14 protein-coding genes are annotated in these 17,227 nt (G+C 62.0%); 12 read left to right on the top strand and 2 right to left on the bottom strand.

Annotation, left to right across the window (positions count from 1 at the left end; translation table 11 throughout):
• The first annotated feature begins 20 nt into the window (after window positions 1-20).
• From H8B14_RS13940 to H8B14_RS13995, 12 genes are all read left to right on the top strand, one after another.
• Complete coding sequence (locus H8B14_RS13940) at window positions 21-590, top strand: hypothetical protein (protein ID WP_187316244.1); 570 nt, start codon at window positions 21-23, stop codon at window positions 588-590.
• Entirely contained in the window at window positions 590-1,729 is a 1,140-nt protein-coding gene (locus H8B14_RS13945) for an aminotransferase class I/II-fold pyridoxal phosphate-dependent enzyme (RefSeq protein ID WP_187316245.1), read from the top strand. Before H8B14_RS13940 ends, H8B14_RS13945 begins: the two co-directional genes overlap by 1 nt.
• A gap of 316 nt (window positions 1,730-2,045) precedes the next feature.
• The gene (locus H8B14_RS13950; protein WP_187316246.1) at window positions 2,046-2,837 is read left to right on the top strand and encodes a class I SAM-dependent methyltransferase; all 792 of its coding nucleotides are present in this window, start codon (window positions 2,046-2,048) and stop codon (window positions 2,835-2,837) included.
• 123 nt (window positions 2,838-2,960) lie between these two features.
• Window positions 2,961-3,581: a dethiobiotin synthase gene (gene bioD / locus H8B14_RS13955; RefSeq protein ID WP_187316247.1), complete on the top strand. Its 621-nt coding sequence runs from the start codon at window positions 2,961-2,963 to the stop codon at window positions 3,579-3,581.
• A gap of 299 nt (window positions 3,582-3,880) precedes the next feature.
• The gene (bioA, locus tag H8B14_RS13960) at window positions 3,881-5,212 is read left to right on the top strand and encodes an adenosylmethionine--8-amino-7-oxononanoate transaminase (RefSeq protein ID WP_187316248.1); all 1,332 of its coding nucleotides are present in this window, start codon (window positions 3,881-3,883) and stop codon (window positions 5,210-5,212) included.
• Window positions 5,205-6,632, top strand: a complete 1,428-nt coding sequence (locus H8B14_RS13965) for a beta-ketoacyl synthase N-terminal-like domain-containing protein (protein ID WP_187316249.1) — start codon at window positions 5,205-5,207, stop codon at window positions 6,630-6,632. Before bioA ends, H8B14_RS13965 begins: the two co-directional genes overlap by 8 nt.
• Window positions 6,633-6,730: 98 nt before the next feature.
• The gene (locus H8B14_RS13970) at window positions 6,731-8,089 is read left to right on the top strand and encodes a M20/M25/M40 family metallo-hydrolase (protein WP_187316250.1); all 1,359 of its coding nucleotides are present in this window, start codon (window positions 6,731-6,733) and stop codon (window positions 8,087-8,089) included.
• Between the two features lie 266 nt (window positions 8,090-8,355).
• Window positions 8,356-9,033, top strand: a complete 678-nt coding sequence (locus H8B14_RS13975; RefSeq protein WP_187316251.1) for a hypothetical protein — start codon at window positions 8,356-8,358, stop codon at window positions 9,031-9,033.
• Between the two features lie 401 nt (window positions 9,034-9,434).
• On the top strand, window positions 9,435-10,769 hold the full coding sequence (locus tag H8B14_RS13980; protein ID WP_187316252.1) for an aspartate kinase: 1,335 nt from the start codon (window positions 9,435-9,437) through the stop codon (window positions 10,767-10,769).
• Window positions 10,770-10,880: 111 nt separating this feature from the next.
• Entirely contained in the window at window positions 10,881-12,029 is a 1,149-nt protein-coding gene (gene lysA / locus H8B14_RS13985; protein ID WP_187316253.1) for a diaminopimelate decarboxylase, read from the top strand.
• 254 nt (window positions 12,030-12,283) lie between these two features.
• Window positions 12,284-13,777 carry an SDR family oxidoreductase gene (locus H8B14_RS13990; protein WP_187316254.1) on the top strand — a complete coding sequence of 498 codons (1,494 nt, stop codon included), beginning with the start codon at window positions 12,284-12,286 and terminating at the stop codon, window positions 13,775-13,777.
• Window positions 13,778-14,210: 433 nt separating this feature from the next.
• Window positions 14,211-16,055, top strand: coding sequence for a prolipoprotein diacylglyceryl transferase (locus H8B14_RS13995; RefSeq protein WP_187316255.1), 1,845 nt, complete (start codon window positions 14,211-14,213; stop codon window positions 16,053-16,055).
• 4 nt (window positions 16,056-16,059) lie between these two features.
• Here H8B14_RS13995 and H8B14_RS14000 read toward each other — a convergent pair whose 3' ends face one another.
• Both H8B14_RS14000 and H8B14_RS14005 read right to left on the bottom strand, forming a co-directional pair.
• The gene (locus H8B14_RS14000; protein WP_187316256.1) at window positions 16,060-16,290 is read right to left on the bottom strand and encodes a DUF2905 domain-containing protein; all 231 of its coding nucleotides are present in this window, start codon (window positions 16,288-16,290) and stop codon (window positions 16,060-16,062) included.
• 12 nt (window positions 16,291-16,302) lie between these two features.
• Entirely contained in the window at window positions 16,303-17,217 is a 915-nt protein-coding gene (locus H8B14_RS14005) for a hypothetical protein (RefSeq protein ID WP_187316257.1), read from the bottom strand.
• Window positions 17,218-17,227: the final 10 nt, after the last annotated feature.

The following is a 17,227-nucleotide window of genomic DNA, read 5'->3' on the forward strand; positions in this document are numbered from 1 at the left end:
CAGGTATTTGGCTGCTACTTGTGCTTCCGGTTTTCGGGTATGCTCAAGGTCGGATTAAGGAGAAACCGTACCTGACGTCGCTCGATTCTGCTTATGCTGTGCACGGCGTGCCGTTCGGAGCAGCCGAAGGCATAATTCCTTACCTGCGGCCCCAGTTTTCCGGAACCGGAAAACGCTGGAAAATCAGCCGGGTATATGGCCTGCTGCCCCAAGCTGATACCGTGACCCTGGCCCGCCAGCTGGTGCACCCAGAGTTTTGGTTTCGGGGCGGAAAGTTTGTCGGCATCACGTATCAGTTGCGGAAGGAGCAGAAAACCCGTCTCATTCTGCAGGAGCTTACCCGCCGCTATGGGCCGCCAAGCCCCGGCAACGTGGCCGGCATGTGGTACTGGCTGGGGCAGCGCACGTACATCCTATATGAAGATGCACTGCCTGATGTGGCCCTGCACGTAGCCAGCCTGGGCATGCTCAATGAGCAGGTGATTGAAACAGCCGTCCGCCGGGAAGCCCGCCAGAAGCTGGGGTGGCAGCCCGATTCACTGGGTTTACCGCGCCAATTCCCTTTACCCGGCGAGAAAACAAATAAGTAATGTCCTCTCCTCTCCACCAACGCCTGCAGGTAGAATTAGCCAAGCGCGAGGCGGCCGGCACCCGCCGCCGCCTGCCCGCCCCGCCCGCTCCCGGCCTCGTGGATTTAAGCTCCAACGACTACCTGGGGCTGAGTTGGCACCCGCAGGTGCGGGCGGCCGTGCAGCAGGCCGCGCAGATGCCAGCCGGCAGCACCGGCTCGCGCCTGCTTACTGGCAACTCCGCCGCCGCCGAAGCCTTGGAAACCCACCTGGCCCGCTTCCACCGCGCCGAGGCGGCGCTGCTGTTCAACTCCGGCTACGCGGCCAACCTGGGCTTCTTCGCCGCCGTGCCCAAGCGCGGCGACACGATCCTCTACGACGAGGCCTCCCACGCCTCCGTCAAGGACGGTATCCGGGGCTCCTTTGCCACGGCCTGGAGCTTCCGCCACAACGACGTGGCCGACTTGCGCCGCAAGCTGGCCCGCGCTACCGGCAGCGTATTTGTGGCCGTGGAAGCGTTGTATTCCATGGATGGCGACGTGGCCCCGCTAGCGGACTTGGCTGAAGTGTGCCAGGCCGAAGGGCTGTATCTGGTGGTGGATGAAGCCCACACCAACGGCCTCTATGGCCCCCAGGGCGAAGGTTTGATGGTGGAGCTGGGAATGGAAGACGCGGTATTTGCCCGCATCCTCACCTTCGGCAAGGCCTTGGGCAGCCAAGGCGCCGCCGTGGCCGGCCCGACCGTGTTGCGCGACTATCTACTGAGCTTCAGCCGGCCGTTCATCTACACCACAGCCCTGCCCCCGCTTACGGTGGCCGCCCTCACGGCCGCCTACGCGCTGCTACCCCAGCTCGGCTTGGAGCGCGCCCGGCTGTTTGCGCTTTCCGACTACCTGAAAGCCCGCCTGAACACCGTGCCGGGCCTGCACGTCCCGCCCGCAAGCCACGTGATTCACCCGGTCTTCTTCACCACCAACCCCGGCCCGGCCCACGTGCGCGCCATAGCCACCGCCGCCCAGGCCGCCGGCTTCGACGTGCGCGCCATCGTGTCGCCTACCGTGCCGGTGGGTACGGAGCGGCTGCGCCTCATCATCCATTCGTATAATTCGGAAGCGGATATTGACGGGCTGGCGGCGGTGCTGGCGGCAGGCACGGCGTAAAGATGCATAGTTGCGTCTTGTTGGGGTGTAGCGCGAACTTTGTAGTTCGCGTCCCCGCGCCGTTCGGGTGATTTCGCTGTGGTAGTCCGGGGACGCGAACTACAAAGTTCGCGCTACTGCCTGCTCCGAAACTTCAGTCACTGCCGTGCCAACGACCACCGCTCCATAGCCCAGGGTTTAAACCCTGGGATAGTAAACCGAACAAAGCGGTAGAGATGCTTCGACTGCGCTCCGCATGATGGGCTGGTAAAGCAGCCGCCAACCGTTCAACGAAAACCACGCGCCCAAACCCTTTCATCCCCAACCCCAACCGCGTATGAACGACCAGGAAGTTGGCGAATACTGGAACCGCAACGCGCCGGCCTGGACCACCCTGGTCCGCGCCGGCTACGACGTGTACCGCAACCACCTGAACACGCCCGCCTTCTTCGAACTGCTGCCCCCCATAGCCGGCCTCCACGGCCTCGATATCGGCTGCGGCGAGGGGTACAATACGCGCCTGCTGGCCCAGCAGGGCGCCCGCGTCACGGCCCTCGACATTGCCCCGGCGTTTGTGGAAGCGGCACAGCAGGCCGAAGCGGCCGAGCCGCTGGGCATCCAGTACCAGACGGGCAGCGCCGCTGCCTTGCCGTTTGCGGCGGCAGCGTTTGATTTCGCCACCTCCTTCATGTGCCTGATGGATGTGCCCGACCCGGCGCTGGCGTTGCGCGAGGCGTTTCGGGTGCTACGGCCGGGCGGGTTTCTGCAGTTTTCCATCAGCCACCCCTGCTTCACCACGCCCCACCGCCGCAACCTCCGCGACGCCCAGGGCCAGCCCTACGCCGTGGAAGTGGGCGGCTACTTCGACTACCAGCACGGCCAGCCCGAGGAGTGGATGTTTCACGCCGCCCCGGCCCAGGAGCAGGCCCGCCACGCGCCCTTCCGGGTGCCGGTGTTCAACCTAACCATGAGCCAGTGGGTGAATGCCATTGTAGCAGCCGGTTTCGTGTTGGAAGCCCTGCAGGAACCCTGCCCCACCGAGGAACAGATGTCCCAGCGCCCATTCCTGCGCAAAGCCCGGGTGGTGCCCTACTTCCTGCATGTCCGCTGCCGCAAGCCGCTGATGTAAACACCAGTTGTCATTCCGAGCGGAGCGAGGAATCTGAGTCAAACTTTTGAATGATGAACTCAGATTCCTCGCTCCGCTCGGAATGACAATCCGCCCTAAATTCCCCTAATCATTCTCTCCCTTTTGGAACGACTCTTTATCACCGGCATCGGCACCGACGTGGGCAAAACCTTCGTCTCCGCCATTCTCACCGAAGCCCTGCAGGCCGACTACTGGAAGCCCGTGCAGGCCGGCCTCACCCCTACCACCGACGCGGCCACCGTGCGCGAGCTGGTGCAGAACCCCATCAGCTACTTCTGGCCAGAGCGGTACCGGCTGCAGCTGCCGGCCTCACCCCACGCTGCTGCCGCCGCCGAGGGGCTCACGCTGCGCCCCGAGGACTTTCAGCTGCCCCAAACCGACAACCATCTGCTGGTAGAAGGGGCGGGCGGCCTGCTGGTGCCTTTGGCCCCCGGTTTCCTGCTGGCCGATCTGGTCCGGCAATTTGACCTCGATGTGGTGGTGATATCGCGCAACTACCTGGGCAGCATCAATCACACGCTGCTCACGCTGGAAGCCCTTCAGGCCCGCGGCCTGCGCGTGCGCGGCCTCGTGTTCAACGGCGAGCCAACGCCCGCTACCGAAACCTTCATTGCCGAGTACACGGGCGTCCCCCTCATGCCCCGCATCCTCCCCGAGCCTGAGGTAGCACCTGCCGTAGTCAGCCGCTATGCCGCCGAGTTCCGGGCATGGTTTGGGCTGTAAATATGTCGTCCTGAGCTTACGAGGGACCTTACTACAACGAAACGCATGTCGTATTGCAATGGCAAGGTCCTTCGCTTTGCTCAGGATGACAAACCAGCAGCAACACCAGCGCTTATAGAGACGCGACACTTCGCGTCTCGTCGTTGAACGGCCGAAACCGCGTCAGGTAAACAACCTCAGCAACGACGAGACGCGAAGTGTCGCGTCTCTACACCGCCACCCGAAAATCCCCCGCGAAACCACCACCTGCGCGGGCGGTTGTAGCTTTGCAGCGGCCGCTACCTCCGGCCCCACCCGCAATGCCCCATCCTACTTCCCTTGCCCAGCGCGACCACGCCGTACTGTGGCACCCCTACACCCAGATGCAGACCGCTCCGCTGCCCATCCCCATTGTGCGGGGCGAAGGCAGCTGGCTGGTGGCCGAAGACGGCACCCGCTACCTAGACGCCATTTCCTCGTGGTGGGTGAACCTGCACGGCCACAGCCATCCTGCCATTGCTGCCCGCGTGAGCGAGCAGCTGCGCACCCTGGAGCACGTGCTGTTTGCCGGCTTCACCCACCCCGCCGCCGTGGAGCTGGCCGAGCAGCTGCTGGCGCTGCTGCCCGCCAACCAGGCCCGCGTGTTCTACTCCGACAACGGCTCGACGGCCGTGGAAGTGGCCCTGAAAATGGTGCTGCAATACTTCCACAACCAGGACCAGCCCGCGCGCCGCACCTTCCTCTGCTTCCAGAACTCCTACCACGGCGACACCTTTGGGGCCATGGCTGTGAGTGCCCGCGGGACCTTTACCGAGCCGTTCTGGCCCCTGCTGTTCGACGTGGAGTTCCTTGACGTACCAGTACCGGGCCGCGAGGCCGAAACCCTAACCCAGCTCGACGCCCTGCTGCTGCGCCCCGATGTGGCCGGCTTCATCTTCGAGCCGCTGGTGCTGGGCACGGCCGGCATGGTGATGTACGAGCCCGAGGTGCTGAGCGAGATGCTGCGCCGCTGCCACCAGGCCGGCGTGCTCTGCATCTCGGATGAAGTAATGACCGGTTTCGGCCGCACCGGGCCGCTGTTTGCTTCCGAGCTGCTTACCGAGCAACCCGACATCATGTGCTTCTCCAAAGGCCTGACCGGCGGCACGTTGGCCATGGGTTTGACTACCTGCGCCGCGCCCATCTATGAGGCTTTTCTGAGCCACGACAAGATGCGGGCCCTCTTCCACGGCCACTCCTACACGGCCAACCCGGTGGCCTGCGCCGCCGCGCTGGCCAGTCTGGAGCTCACGCGGGCCGACGAATGCACCCAGCAGCGCCAGCGCATCGAAGCCGAGCACGCCGCGTTCCGGCAGGAAATTGAAGCACTGCCGGGCGTACGGGCGGTGCGGCACCTGGGCACCATTTTGGCCGTGGAATACGACCCCGGCGAGGGCACCAGCTACTTCAGCCGCCTCCGCGACGCCTTCTACCAGCTCGCCCTCGACCACCACGTTGTGTTGCGCCCCCTGGGCAACGTGGTGTACCTGCTGCCGCCTTACTGCACCACCAACGAGGAGCTAGACTTACTCTACACCGTGCTGCGTCGCATGCGCGAATTAGTGCTTGACTTCACCCCTGCCCCCAACCTGCCCGAAATCCTGCATGACTAACCCCCTAGGTAACGCTGCCCACGCTGCCGGTCCGGTGACAGTCATCCGGGGTCGGGGCCGGGTATCGGCGCTGGGCCTGGCAGCAGCTCCGGCTGATCTGGCTGCCTCTCCCTTCACGCCCCACGCCACCGGCATACCCGTGGCCGCCCTGCCCCCCGCCGCCGAAACGGCCGTAGCGGAGCTGCGCCGCAGCCAGCCCGCCTTCCGCCAGCTCGACCGCACCGTGCTGCTGGCCGTGCTGGCCGCCCGCCAGGCCACCACCCAAGCCGGCTGGCGAACTGGTGGTGAGCTGTCAGTTGGTAGTGGTCAGTTGTCAGTAGTTACTGGCCAAAACGATTTTATTGGCATTGAGCAGGCTGTTACTGCTACTGATGATTCGGCCACAATGCCGAATTCGGAGGGCACCAGCAACTACGATGGCGCCGCCACCTCATCCTCCCTGCTGACAACCATCAGCCAACAGCCAACAACTGACAACCAACAACCATCAACTGACAACTATCAACTGACAACTCACTTAGCCGTGAGCATTGGGAGCAGCCGGGGAGCTACGGGGCGGCTGGAGGAGTTTCATGCCGGGTTTCTGGCCGGGGGCAGCGTGCCGGCAATGGCTTCACCGCTAACCACGCTGGGCAACGTAGCCAGTTGGGTGGCCTTTGATGCAGGCAGCCCGGGAGGCGCGGCCCTGAGTCATTCCAGCACCTGTAGCAGCGCGTTTCAGGCCTTAGGCAACGCGCTGGCCTGGCTGAAAGCCGGCATGGCCACCCGGTTTATGGCCGGCGGCACCGAGGCCCCGCTCACCGATTTCACGTTGGCCCAGATGCGCGCCATCGGCATCTACTCGCCCCTGCCAGCCACCGACTGGCCCTGCCGGCCCGGGGCGGGCCGCCCCTCCACGTTTGTGCTGGGCGAAGGCGCGGCCGTATTTGCCCTGGAGCAGTTTTCCGCCGCCCAGGTGGCTGCCGAAACCCGGCCGCTTCTGGTGCTGGCCGGCGTGGGTTTTGGCTTCGAAGCCATCAGCAGCAAAACCGGCCTCTCGCCCGAGGGCCGGCACTTCCAGCAAGCTATCCGTCAGGCCCTCACCCAAGCCGCCCTCTCCCCCGCCGACATCGACGCTGTGGTGCTACACAGTCCCGGCACGCCCGCCGGCGACGCAGCCGAGCGGGCCGCCCTGCGCGCCATCTTCGGGGCGGAGCTGCCGCTGCTGCTGTCCAATAAGTGGCTGCTCGGCCACACGCTGGGCGCTTCGGCGGCGCTGAGCCTGGATTTCGCCTGCCACGTGCTGGAAACCCAGCAGTGGCCCGCGCCTCCGTTTACGACCGATCTGGCTTCTGCAGCTGACAAACCCATTCGGCGCATTCTGGTAAATGCCGCCGGCTTCGGCGGCAACGCGGCCAGCGTGGTGGTGTTGCGGCAGTAGCGCAGTAGCGCGAACTGCAAAGTTCGCGCTACTGCGCTACTGCCGCAACACTGGCGGTAATCCTGCGTCTATACCCTTCCACACCCCAACCACCGTCTATGCGTCGTTTTTCCCCTTTGCTGCTGGCCCTCGGCCTTTCCGTGCCGGCCCTGGCCCAAACCAAGCCCGCCACCGCGCCCAATCCGCTTATCCTGAAGATGGTGGAGGAAATCTCCGAAAAGAACCTCCGCGACGACATCGACAAGCTCGTGAGCTTCGGCACGCGGCACACCCTGAGTGACACCAAAAGCAAAAAGCGCGGCATTGGGGCTTCCCGCAACTGGGTGGAAGGCGAGTTCCGCAAGTACAGCAAGGCCAGCGGCGGCCGGCTCAAAGTCGAGCAGGACACGTTCACCATCAAGCCCGACGGCCGCCGCATCGACCGGCCCGTGCTGATGGCTAACGTCATGGCCACACTGCCCGGCACCGACCCCACCGACAAGCGCGTGTTCATCGTGAGCGGCCACATCGACTCGCGGGTGTCGGACGTGATGAACGCCACTGCCGACGCGCCCGGCGCCAACGACGACGGCTCGGGCACGGTGGCCGTGATGGAGCTGGCCCGCGTGATGAGCAAGCAGCAGTTCCCGGCCACCATCATCTTCGTGGCGGTTCAGGGCGAGGAACAAGGCCTCTATGGCTCCACCTACCTGGCCAAGCGCGCCAAAAAGGAAGGCTGGAATCTGGTGGCCATGCTCAACAACGACATCATGGGCAACTCCACTGGCCACGACCCCGAAATTAAGAACACCACCCAGCTGCGCGTGTTCAGCGAAGGCGTGCCCGCCACCGAAACGCCCGACGAAGCCAAAGTGCGCCGCACGCTGAGCAGCGAAAATGACTCGCCCAGCCGCAACCTGGCCCGCTACACCCGCACGGCCACCAAGCAGTATGTGCCCGGCCACGAGGTAATTCTGGAGTACCGCCCCGACCGGTTTCTGCGCGGCGGCGACCATACACCCTTCAACCAGCAGGGCTTCACGGCGGTGCGCTTCTCGGAGGTGAACGAGGACTTCCGCCACCAGCACCAGGACCTGCGCACCGAAAACGGCGAGGAATACGGTGACCACGCCAAGTTCATGGACTTCGCCTACCTGCGCAAAAACACCGGCGTGAACCTGGCCACCCTGGCCTCCCTGGCCCTGGCCCCCGCCGCCCCCGAGAATGTGGGCGTACTTACGGCCAACCTCACCAACCGCACCGAGCTGAAGTGGGAAGCCCCCAAAGCCGGCGAAAAGCCGGCCGGCTACTACGTGCTGATGCGCGAAACCAGCGCCCCCGAGTGGCAGCAGAAGTTCTTCGTAACCGACACCAAAGCCGACCTGCCCCACAGCAAAGACAACTTCATCTTCGGAGTGGTAAGTGTGGACGCCGAGGGCCACGAGAGCCTACCGGTGCTACCCAAGCCGGTGCGGTAATTCAGCCAATCTTCTTATTCAAAAGCCCATTGTGCAGTGCATGATGGGCTTTTGCTCGTAATTTCAGGCTGAATACAGCTCATTTCTATGCGTTACTGCTTTCCCCTTCTAGCTGTGTTTCTACTGCTCACTGCCGGGCAGTCGTTGTATGCGGAGTGCGTAGAACAACCAGTTATTGCAGTGTGGCCTGACGAACATGCGGCAACCATTCAGCCACGCCAGATATTCCTGTTTCCGCTAACAGCCGCACCTACGGCCGCCGCGACATGCTGAATTTTGGTCGGCAGATTCAGGTGTATTTGTGGTCTGCGCACGATTCGGTCCCGTTGCGGCTGCATGATCAGACAGCTAACCCACTCAGTAGCGACCGGCAAATACTAATGCAGCCAGCCCGGCCTTTGCTGCCCGACACGGTGTACCATTTGCGCACCAGCCTGCCACCGCCCGCTGGCGCCAGACTGTTTTGGATGCAGCGCGCCCAGCCTGGCAGCGAAAAACTCGTTGTTGCGCTCCGCTGGCGCGTCAGTAGCACGCCACCTGATACCCAGGCACCGCGCTGGATGGCTACGCCCACTGTCGTGCGCAAAGAGTATTCCGAGAACAGCGAGGGAATCAATAATTACGTGCAATTCTCCTACACTGTGCAGGACGCTTCGCCAGTGCTGGTGCGGGCCACCATCCGAAGTGAGCGGCAAAAGAAACCAATCGTCAGCTACCTTACGCCCTGGCAGAATCAACTGGTCATTGGCTGGTTTACGTGTGGCGGCAACTTCACCTTCTGGCCGAATGAAGTCTGCACCGTGACCTTTGAGGCGCTTGATGCAGCCGGCAACCGCAGCCAGGCTACCGGCCGCCCTATCCCGTTCCGGGGTCCGACGTGGCCGCAACGGGCAGCTACTGACATGGGCCCGCGCGAAGTCAGGCCGTTTGCTCCGCAACGGTAGCAGTGTCCTATCCCAACCATTCTAACCATCACATACTGCCTGCATAATGAGAGCCGGCCGCCCCCAACTCCCGGCTGGCTGACAGCTTTTTTTCGGGGGCTGGCTGGCAGAATGCTATTTGTGTACTTTCTTTGCGGAGCCGGAAGCTGCTTTTGCGCCGGCCTGATGCTTCACTTTTTCCGCCATGTGCGCTGCCCACTCCCGTTTCGCTCTGATGCCGCTGGCCACCGCCGGGGCGAAGTGCGCATGCGTGTTGGTCAAGAAATGCAAGAAACGTCGCCCGGCCTGACCGTCGCCGCTGTTCACTGCATCTTTTCCTTGCTGAACTCCCCGCGCCGGTCCTCTTGGGCCGGCGCTTTTTGTTTGTCTGATTGTCTGCTGATTTTCCGTTTATTCCTCTCATGAAAGTTCTCAAGTTTGGCGGTACGTCCGTCGGGTCAGCGCAGCGGATGCGCGAAGTAGCCGAGCTGATTCATGCGCCTCAGGAGCGGCGCATCGTGGTGCTGTCGGCCATGAGCGGCACCACCAACACGCTGGTGGGCATTGCCGGACTGCTGCAGACCGGCGACGTAGCGGCCGCCACGGCCCGCATCGAAATCATGCGCCAGGACTACCAGATGGTGGCCCGCGAGCTGCTGCCCGATGCCACTCTCGCCACTGCCGCCAGCAAGGATATGGATACTACTTTCCGCACCCTGTTCGACCTCACGCGGCAGCCACTTTCAGCCGCTGGCGAGCGGGTGATTCTCGCCCAGGGTGAGCTACTGAGCACCTGCCTGTTTCATCACTATCTGACTGGCGTGCTGCACCGCGACGCCGTGCTGCTGCCGGCACTGGAGTTCATGCGCCTCGACCAGAACGACGAGCCCGACGCCGACTACATCCGGGAGCATCTGCAGGCCCAGCTGGCGCAGCATAAAGGCCAGCACCTGTTTGTTACGCAGGGCTACATCTGCCGCAACGCGCACGGTAAAACCGACAACCTCAAGCGCGGCGGCTCCGACTACTCGGCCTCGCTGATTGGGGCCGCGGCCGACGCCACCGAAATCCAGATCTGGACCGACATCGACGGGCTGCACAACAACGACCCGCGCGTGGTGGAGGGCACCTATCCAATCCGCGAACTGTCGTTTGACGAGGCTGCCGAGCTGGCGTATTTCGGGGCCAAGATCCTGCACCCCAGCTCTATTCTGCCGGCCGCCAAGCACGGTATCCCGGTGCGGTTGCTGAACACTATGCAGCCCGAGGCGCCCGGCACGCTCATCTCCAGCCAGACCGGCTCTGAGCCCATCAAGGCGGTAGCGGCCAAAGACGGGCTGGTGGCTATTAACATCAAGTCGAGCCGGATGCTGCTGGCGCATGGTTTTCTGCGCAGCGTGTTCGAGGTGTTTGAGCGGCACCGCACGTCCATCGACATGATTACCACCTCGGAAGTGGCCGTGTCGCTCACCATCGACGACGCCACGCACCTGCCTCAGATTCTGGAAGAGCTGCGCCACTTCGGCACCGTGACGGTGGACCGCGACCAGACCATTATCTGCCTCGTGGGCAACCTGATTCAGGAAACCAACGGCGCCGCCCGCCTCGTGTTCGACTCGCTGGCCGACGTGCCGCTGCGTATGATTTCCTACGGCGGCTCGCCCAACAACATCAGTTTGCTGGTGCACTCCTCCGACAAAGTGCGGACCCTGAAAGCGCTGAATGCCGGCCTGTTTCAGCGCAAGATCGTAGCATAACCTCCGATTGTGCCAGCTTGCGGTTGAGCCACACGCAATAACTTATTGTGCGGCACTATCCAGTGTTGCATGAAACGGCAAGGGCACACGCCTCTGCTACATTTCCTCATTATGCCTTTCATCCTTGCTCCCGAGCTGCACGCGCAGCCCACACCTTTTTATCACTACGACCTGGGTTTGCTGGATGCCACGCTCACGGCGCTGCAGCAGGCGGCCCGGCCGCGCAATTTCCAGGTGCACTACGCCCTCAAAGCCAACGCCAACCTGCCCGTACTGGCCCGCATCAAGGCCCACGGCCTAGGTGCCGACTGCGTGAGCGGCGGCGAGGTGCAGCGCGCCTTAGAAGCCGGCTTTGCGCCAGCACACGTAGTGTTTGCGGGCGTGGGCAAGTCAGATGCGGAAATCAAGCTGGCGCTGGCCGCCGACATCTGGTGCTTCAATGCCGAGTCGGCGGAGGAGTTGGCAGTGCTGAACGAGCTGGCCGGCGCGCAGAACCGCACGGCGCGGGTAGCCCTGCGCGTGAACCCCAACGTGGACGCGCACACCCACGCCTACATCACCACCGGCCTGGAAACTAATAAGTTCGGCATTAGCCTCGCCGATTTGCCAGCCGTGGTAGCGCAATTCCCTGGCTGGCCGCATCTGGAGCTGGTAGGTTTGCACGCACATATCGGCTCCCAAATTACCGACCTGACCGTATTTGCCGAACTCAGCCAGCGCCTCAACGAGCTGCAAACCTGGCTGGAAAGCCAGGGCCACCAACTGCCGCACCTTAATGTGGGCGGCGGCCTCGGCATCAACTACAAGCAGCCCGATGGCCAGCTGATTCCGGATTTTGAGGGCTACTTCTCGATGTTTGAGAAGCACCTGGTGCGCCGCCCGGGCCAGCAGGTGCACGTGGAGCTGGGCCGCGCCGTGGTGGCGCAGTGCGGCACACTGCTGAGCCGGGTGCTCTATGTGAAGCAAAGCCAGTCCACGCGCTTCGCCATTCTGGATGCCGGCATGACCGAGCTGATGCGCCCGGCTCTTTACGGCAGCTACCACCACATCCAAAACCTGAGCAGCACCGCCCCCGAGCAGCTCTACGACGTAGTTGGACCGATCTGCGAGTCGTCGGATACGTTCCGCAAAGCCGTGCCGCTGCCCGAAACCCAGCGCGGCGACCTGGTAGCCATCCGTTCGGCCGGCGCCTATGGCGAGGTAATGTCGTCGGGCTATAACCTGCGCGAGAAGGCGGCAGCGGTGTACGTGGGCGGGTAGTTGGTGTCTTTAGGTGTGAGTGAAAGAACGTCATGCTGAGCTGGTCGAAGCATCTCTGCCTCTGCTTAACTCAGGCATGAGGACGAAGCGGTAGAGATGCTTCTACCAGCTCAGCATGAAAGTTAGCTTCTAGCGAGATGCTTCAGCTGCGCCTCTGCGTAACGTTCTGCTTTTCTGGAATTCGGACGTGCTACGGCACGCGGCAACCTCTGCGCTGTCTGGCAGTTACATAGCTACACCTACCGCGCTGCGCCATGAATATTCTGCTTACCGGAGCCAACGGCTACATTGGCCAGCGTTTGCTGCCGCTGCTGGCCGCGGCCGGCCACCACGTGGTTTGTCTGGTGCGCGACCCGCGCCGCTTCGAGATTCCGAACAGTTTGCGCGCCAGCATGACCGTGGCGGAAGGCGACCTGCTCAAGCCCGAAACGCTGACCAGCCTGCCTCTGGAAATCGATGCGGCCTACTACCTCGTGCATTCCATGAGCGGGCACGACAAAGACTTTTTCCGGCTGGAGCAGCAGTCGGCGCGCAACTTCCGCGACTACCTTGACCGCACCAGCGCCCGGCAGGTCATTTACCTGTCAGGCATCGCCAACGACCGGGCCTTGAGCGTGCACCTTCGTTCGCGCAAGGGCGTGGAGAAAATTCTGGGAAAGGGCCGCGTGCCACTCACGGTACTGCGGGCCAGCATCATTATCGGCTCGGGGTCGGCGTCGTTTGAGATTATCCGCGACTTAGTGGAAAAGCTGCCCGTGATGATTACGCCGCGCTGGCTGAACTCGCGCTGCCAGCCCATCGGCATCCGCGACGTGATGCACTACCTCATGCAGGTGCTCGACAACGACGCCTGCCGCGGCCGTTCCTTCGATATCGGCGGGCCCGATGTACTGACCTACCGGCAGATGCTGCTGGAGCTGGCCGCCGTACGCGGCTACCGGCGCTACATCATCACGGTGCCAGTGCTCACGCCACGGCTGTCGTCGTGGTGGCTGTTTCTGGTAACGCGCACCACGTTTTCATTGGCCCAGAGCCTCGTGGAAAGTTTGCGCAACGACACCGTGGCCAACCCCAAGCGCAGCATTGCGGCCGTAGTGCCGCACCCTTGCATGAGCTATTGGCAGGCGGTGGAGCTGGCCTTCCAGCGCATCGAGCAGAACGAGGTGGTGAGCAGCTGGAGCGACGCACTGAGCAGCGGCGTGATGCCCCGCAACTACATGGACCACATCCGGATTCCGCAGTATGGCCTGCTACAGGACCGCCAGACGCTGCGCTTCACCCGCGACCCGCAGCAGGTGCTGCAAAACGTGTGGAGCATCGGCGGCGAGCGGGGCTGGTATAAGGTGGACTGGCTGTGGCGCATCCGCGGCCTCATGGACAAGGTAGTGGGCGGCGTGGGCTTGCGCCGCGGCCGCCGCTCCCCCACCGACCTGCGCGCCGGTGACCCGCTCGACTTCTGGCGCGTGCTCGTGGCCGACCGCGCCCAGGGCCGCCTGCTGCTCTATGCCGAAATGAAACTGCCCGGCGAGGCGTGGCTGCAGTTCCGCGTGCTACCCAACGACGACGGCTCGCACACGCTGGAACAGCTGGCCGCCTTCCGCCCGCGCGGTTTGGCCGGGCGCCTGTACTGGTATTCGCTGGTGCCGTTTCATTTCATCATTTTCAAAGGCATGATTGAGAATATCGTGCACTACGGTGAAGCTATGCCGCTGCCCCAGCCCGCTGTGCCAGCCAAACAGCCTGCATAGGAGGGGTTGAGCAGCTATTGGGTAGCTGAAAACTGGATAGCTACCTCACTATTGGCCTTGTACCTGTTGGCGCTTTCATCCTGAAATATATTGCGTAAACAACAATACCATAGGACATCTTAAAGTCTCATAAGCTGACATTTAATCCACTATCAATCAAGTTGATATTTTACAATTACACTATACACAAAGTCTGACCGGGCCAAATTGTGGTTGGTAGCCGATGATGTGAAACGGTAGCTTAGCTCCCGTTACCACCCTATTCTTATAACAGCCAGTCCGGATTGGAGTGGCGCGCTAATTTCAGTGGCTCAGCAAGGTGTATGTGGCCGTCTTTCTACTGGATTGACGGCCATTTGATTTTACGCCGAAAGCTGCCCTGACTCAAGACTGGTGGGTACCTGTTTCTCCCGGATTTCTCACCGCTGCGCTTATGCTCTGCACCCTTACACTGCCGTTGCCCAGTGCCGTTGGGCATACCTATTACACGCTGTTCTACCTGCTGGCGTTTGCGGTGCAGCTGGTTTTACTGCTGCGGGCTGGCTATCGGCGTGGCTATCCGATGCGCACCTGGCTGATAGTGCTGGCTTGCACCACTCTGCTGTTTATTCTGGGCACCAAGCTGCTGGCGCTGTCAGGCACCGAGTGGCGCACACTGCTAAGCACTGGCCACTGGCCCGACTTCGGGGCCCGTACGGTGCTGGGTGGCGCTATTGCCGGCGGGCTAACGCTGATGACGTTGCGCCGTGTGTTCGGCTTTAGTCGGCATCTGTATGACGTCTTTGCGGTACCAATGTGTGCAGGGCTGGCAGTGCAGTGCCTGGGGTGTCTGTTGGCCGGCTGTTGCTTCGGAATTCCTACCAATAGCGGCGACTGGGGGTTGACGTACCGGCCCGGCACCCTACCTTATATAGCTCAGATAGCGCATGGCTGGCTGCCAGCCGGTGCGGCGCACTCGCTGGCGCTGCATCCTACGCAGCTGTACTCACTGGTGCTGTGCGTAGCAGTAGGCGCACTACTACTAGCTACGCGCCGCCACCCTTGGCCTGCCGGTAGCCGGCTTTGGCTACAAACAGGGTTACTGCTAGCCGGGCGCTTCATAATAGAATGCTGGCGCGACCCGTTCGGTGAGCCAGTGGGAGCTACGATGCGCACATTCGGTGGTGTGTCGCTGCTGGAGCTGCAATGGGCATTGCTGGTGCTGGCATCCGCTGTCCTAGGATGGTGGCTCTGGCAGGTTCGCCGGGCCCGGCACCAGCAACCAGAACCAGAGCTACTGCCGCAGCCCAGGTCGATTCTCACTATGCTGGTGATAGTAGGGCTACTGCTGGTAACTGCTTGGCTAGGGCCGCACACGCTGGCTTTGCCGGAGGTGCTGCTCGTGCAGGCACTGCTGCTGGCCGTCTTGGTGCTGGAGGCTGCCAGTTGGCTGCTACGTGCCGGGTTTGCGGCACAACCCGCCCGGTTTGCGTTGCCAGTAGGCTTGGCCTGCGTAGTGCTGGTGCTTACCAGTCAGATTTTGCCTCCGGACTCCGCCCGGCGCGAGCAGTACTATACTATCAGTGCGGGCGTGAGCCGGGGTTCATTTGAGCGCCTGCAAAATCGCGAAGACGACTGTGGCGGCAGCTCGGAGCTACTGCCCTATGAGCATCAATACACGGTTGGCACCCTGGATATATCACGCACTCAACTGCCGGGCACGGACCGTAAAGGTCGCCAGCACAAGTCGGAAATGACTTCGGGGATTCGCTTGCACGTAGGCACCGACCAGCAGGACGGAATGGTACCTGATTCGCTAACCGCGTTGATTTACCCAAGCTTCCGGCGTAGTACCCCCATCGTCGCCGTCAACCCGTATTTCTCCGCTGAACGACGGTATTTTGGCCTGGGAATGGGCGTGGCATTCGGCACTTTGGGCTACCACCTCGGCAGATCCGGCAACGACGTCAGCGTAGCCGATGTGCATGCCTCCTTGCGGCTGGGTCCGCGGGAGTTGGTATATGCCCAGGCAGACTACAACTATATGGTCTACGGCACCGGCAACCCACCGCTACGGCTAGGGCTGGGCACGGGCTTGGGTGGTACGCGTTGGCAGCTAGTAGGCGGCGCAACGCTGGCTCGACATTATGACCTGCTACCGGGCGCCAGCCGTTGGGCGGGTTTCGCGGAAGCCAAGGGCCAGCTAACGCCACAGTGGGGCGCCAGCGCTTACCTCACGCTCGGCAACGACACGCAAAAACAAGTAGGCTTGCGACTAAGCCACCGACTCAAAAACTAAGCCTCTACTTACCCAGCCGCTGCCATAGCCATAGCAACCCGCTCAGCACCACACTCACCAGCAGCATCGACACGATGGGCACATAGAGCCGAAACCCCGCCCGCTCGATGCGGATGTCGCCGGGTAGCCGGCCGAACCAGCCTAGCAGACTGCCACCACCTAGCCACAGGAAAGCGCCGAGAGCAGCCAACAGTAGGCCTAAAATGACGAGTGATTTACCGAGTTGGGGAGGCATTGTGCGGTAATATTAGGGCATACTAAATTCAAACAGTAAAGCATATAAGCGCCTTAACCCAGTAGTGCCGATGCCATTGAGGTCCTCGATTATTTTACGTTTCCCATTATCGTACTCGATGGTGAGCGTAACGTGGGGATGATGATTCTGATACTCGTTACCATACGCGTTTTGCAGCCGGGGAAAGTCAAGATAATTCAGCAGTATCAATAGTTGCTGGTGTTGCGCGGGAGGTAGCGGCGTATGGTATTGCTGCTTCGTGACTTTAGTGGAATCGAGTATTTCGGTTCGGCGCTGCCAGAAGTGACTGGAATCTTCAGCAACTATTACTCGCGTTTTAACTGCCTGATGATACACAGAATGGCTCTCGTATATCACCCGCTGAATGTGGTGCTGAGCTGGTTTCGGATTGTAGTCTACAAACCCGCCTGACACGTATGCCAGCTGTTGCGTGTGTCGGTTACGCAACTGGCCGCGGGCCCCGCGGCTTCGGGCGAAGTCAGCGTATTCCAGTAGGTCATGGTTGCGCTGTCGTATGACGCGTGCAACCGGGCTGCGGCGCTGCCCGGCGGTAAAGAAATTGCGCACCACGCGTAGGCTGTCGTAGCCCATGTCCAGCACGCAGAACACCAGCGGAATATCCTTGCGGCGGGCCAGCACCAACAAATCAGGCCGACCATTCTGATCGAAATCGGCTTTGAACCATGTCTGCCCGCCACGCACAGCAAACCGAGTGAAACGGTACGGACTATATACTGTCCCGACAGAATCTCCCAGCACAGCTTGTTCATATTCCCACCCTAGCGGCCGAATGAGTTCCAACACCTGCGCATCGGTTTGCAGCGCAGCAATGCGGCTTACAGGATGCTGGGCCTGAACTATAGCAGCCCATACAATCAGTAACCCCACCAAGAAGTATTTGCTCATTAGATGGCGC

It is taken from the genome of Hymenobacter puniceus, from assembly GCF_014333525.1.
Lineage (GTDB): Bacteria > Bacteroidota > Bacteroidia > Cytophagales > Hymenobacteraceae > Hymenobacter.

What these genes read in the sequence shown, in the direction of transcription:
- H8B14_RS13975 (WP_187316251.1), top strand. Translation starts at nt 8,356, where the DNA reads ATGCTGAATTTTGGTCGGCAGATTCAGGTGTATTTGTGGTCTGCGCAC.
- H8B14_RS13945 (WP_187316245.1), top strand. Translation starts at nt 590, where the DNA reads ATGTCCTCTCCTCTCCACCAACGCCTGCAGGTAGAATTAGCCAAGCGC.
- H8B14_RS13950 (WP_187316246.1), top strand. Translation starts at nt 2,046, where the DNA reads ATGAACGACCAGGAAGTTGGCGAATACTGGAACCGCAACGCGCCGGCC.
- H8B14_RS13995 (WP_187316255.1), top strand. Translation starts at nt 14,211, where the DNA reads ATGCTCTGCACCCTTACACTGCCGTTGCCCAGTGCCGTTGGGCATACC.
- H8B14_RS13980 (WP_187316252.1), top strand. Translation starts at nt 9,435, where the DNA reads ATGAAAGTTCTCAAGTTTGGCGGTACGTCCGTCGGGTCAGCGCAGCGG.
- H8B14_RS13965 (WP_187316249.1), top strand. Translation starts at nt 5,205, where the DNA reads ATGACTAACCCCCTAGGTAACGCTGCCCACGCTGCCGGTCCGGTGACA.
- H8B14_RS13970 (WP_187316250.1), top strand. Translation starts at nt 6,731, where the DNA reads ATGCGTCGTTTTTCCCCTTTGCTGCTGGCCCTCGGCCTTTCCGTGCCG.
- bioA (WP_187316248.1), top strand. Translation starts at nt 3,881, where the DNA reads ATGCCCCATCCTACTTCCCTTGCCCAGCGCGACCACGCCGTACTGTGG.
- H8B14_RS13990 (WP_187316254.1), top strand. Translation starts at nt 12,284, where the DNA reads ATGAATATTCTGCTTACCGGAGCCAACGGCTACATTGGCCAGCGTTTG.
- H8B14_RS14000 (WP_187316256.1), bottom strand. Translation starts at nt 16,290, where the DNA reads ATGCCTCCCCAACTCGGTAAATCACTCGTCATTTTAGGCCTACTGTTG.
- H8B14_RS14005 (WP_187316257.1), bottom strand. Translation starts at nt 17,217, where the DNA reads ATGAGCAAATACTTCTTGGTGGGGTTACTGATTGTATGGGCTGCTATA.
- lysA (WP_187316253.1), top strand. Translation starts at nt 10,881, where the DNA reads ATGCCTTTCATCCTTGCTCCCGAGCTGCACGCGCAGCCCACACCTTTT.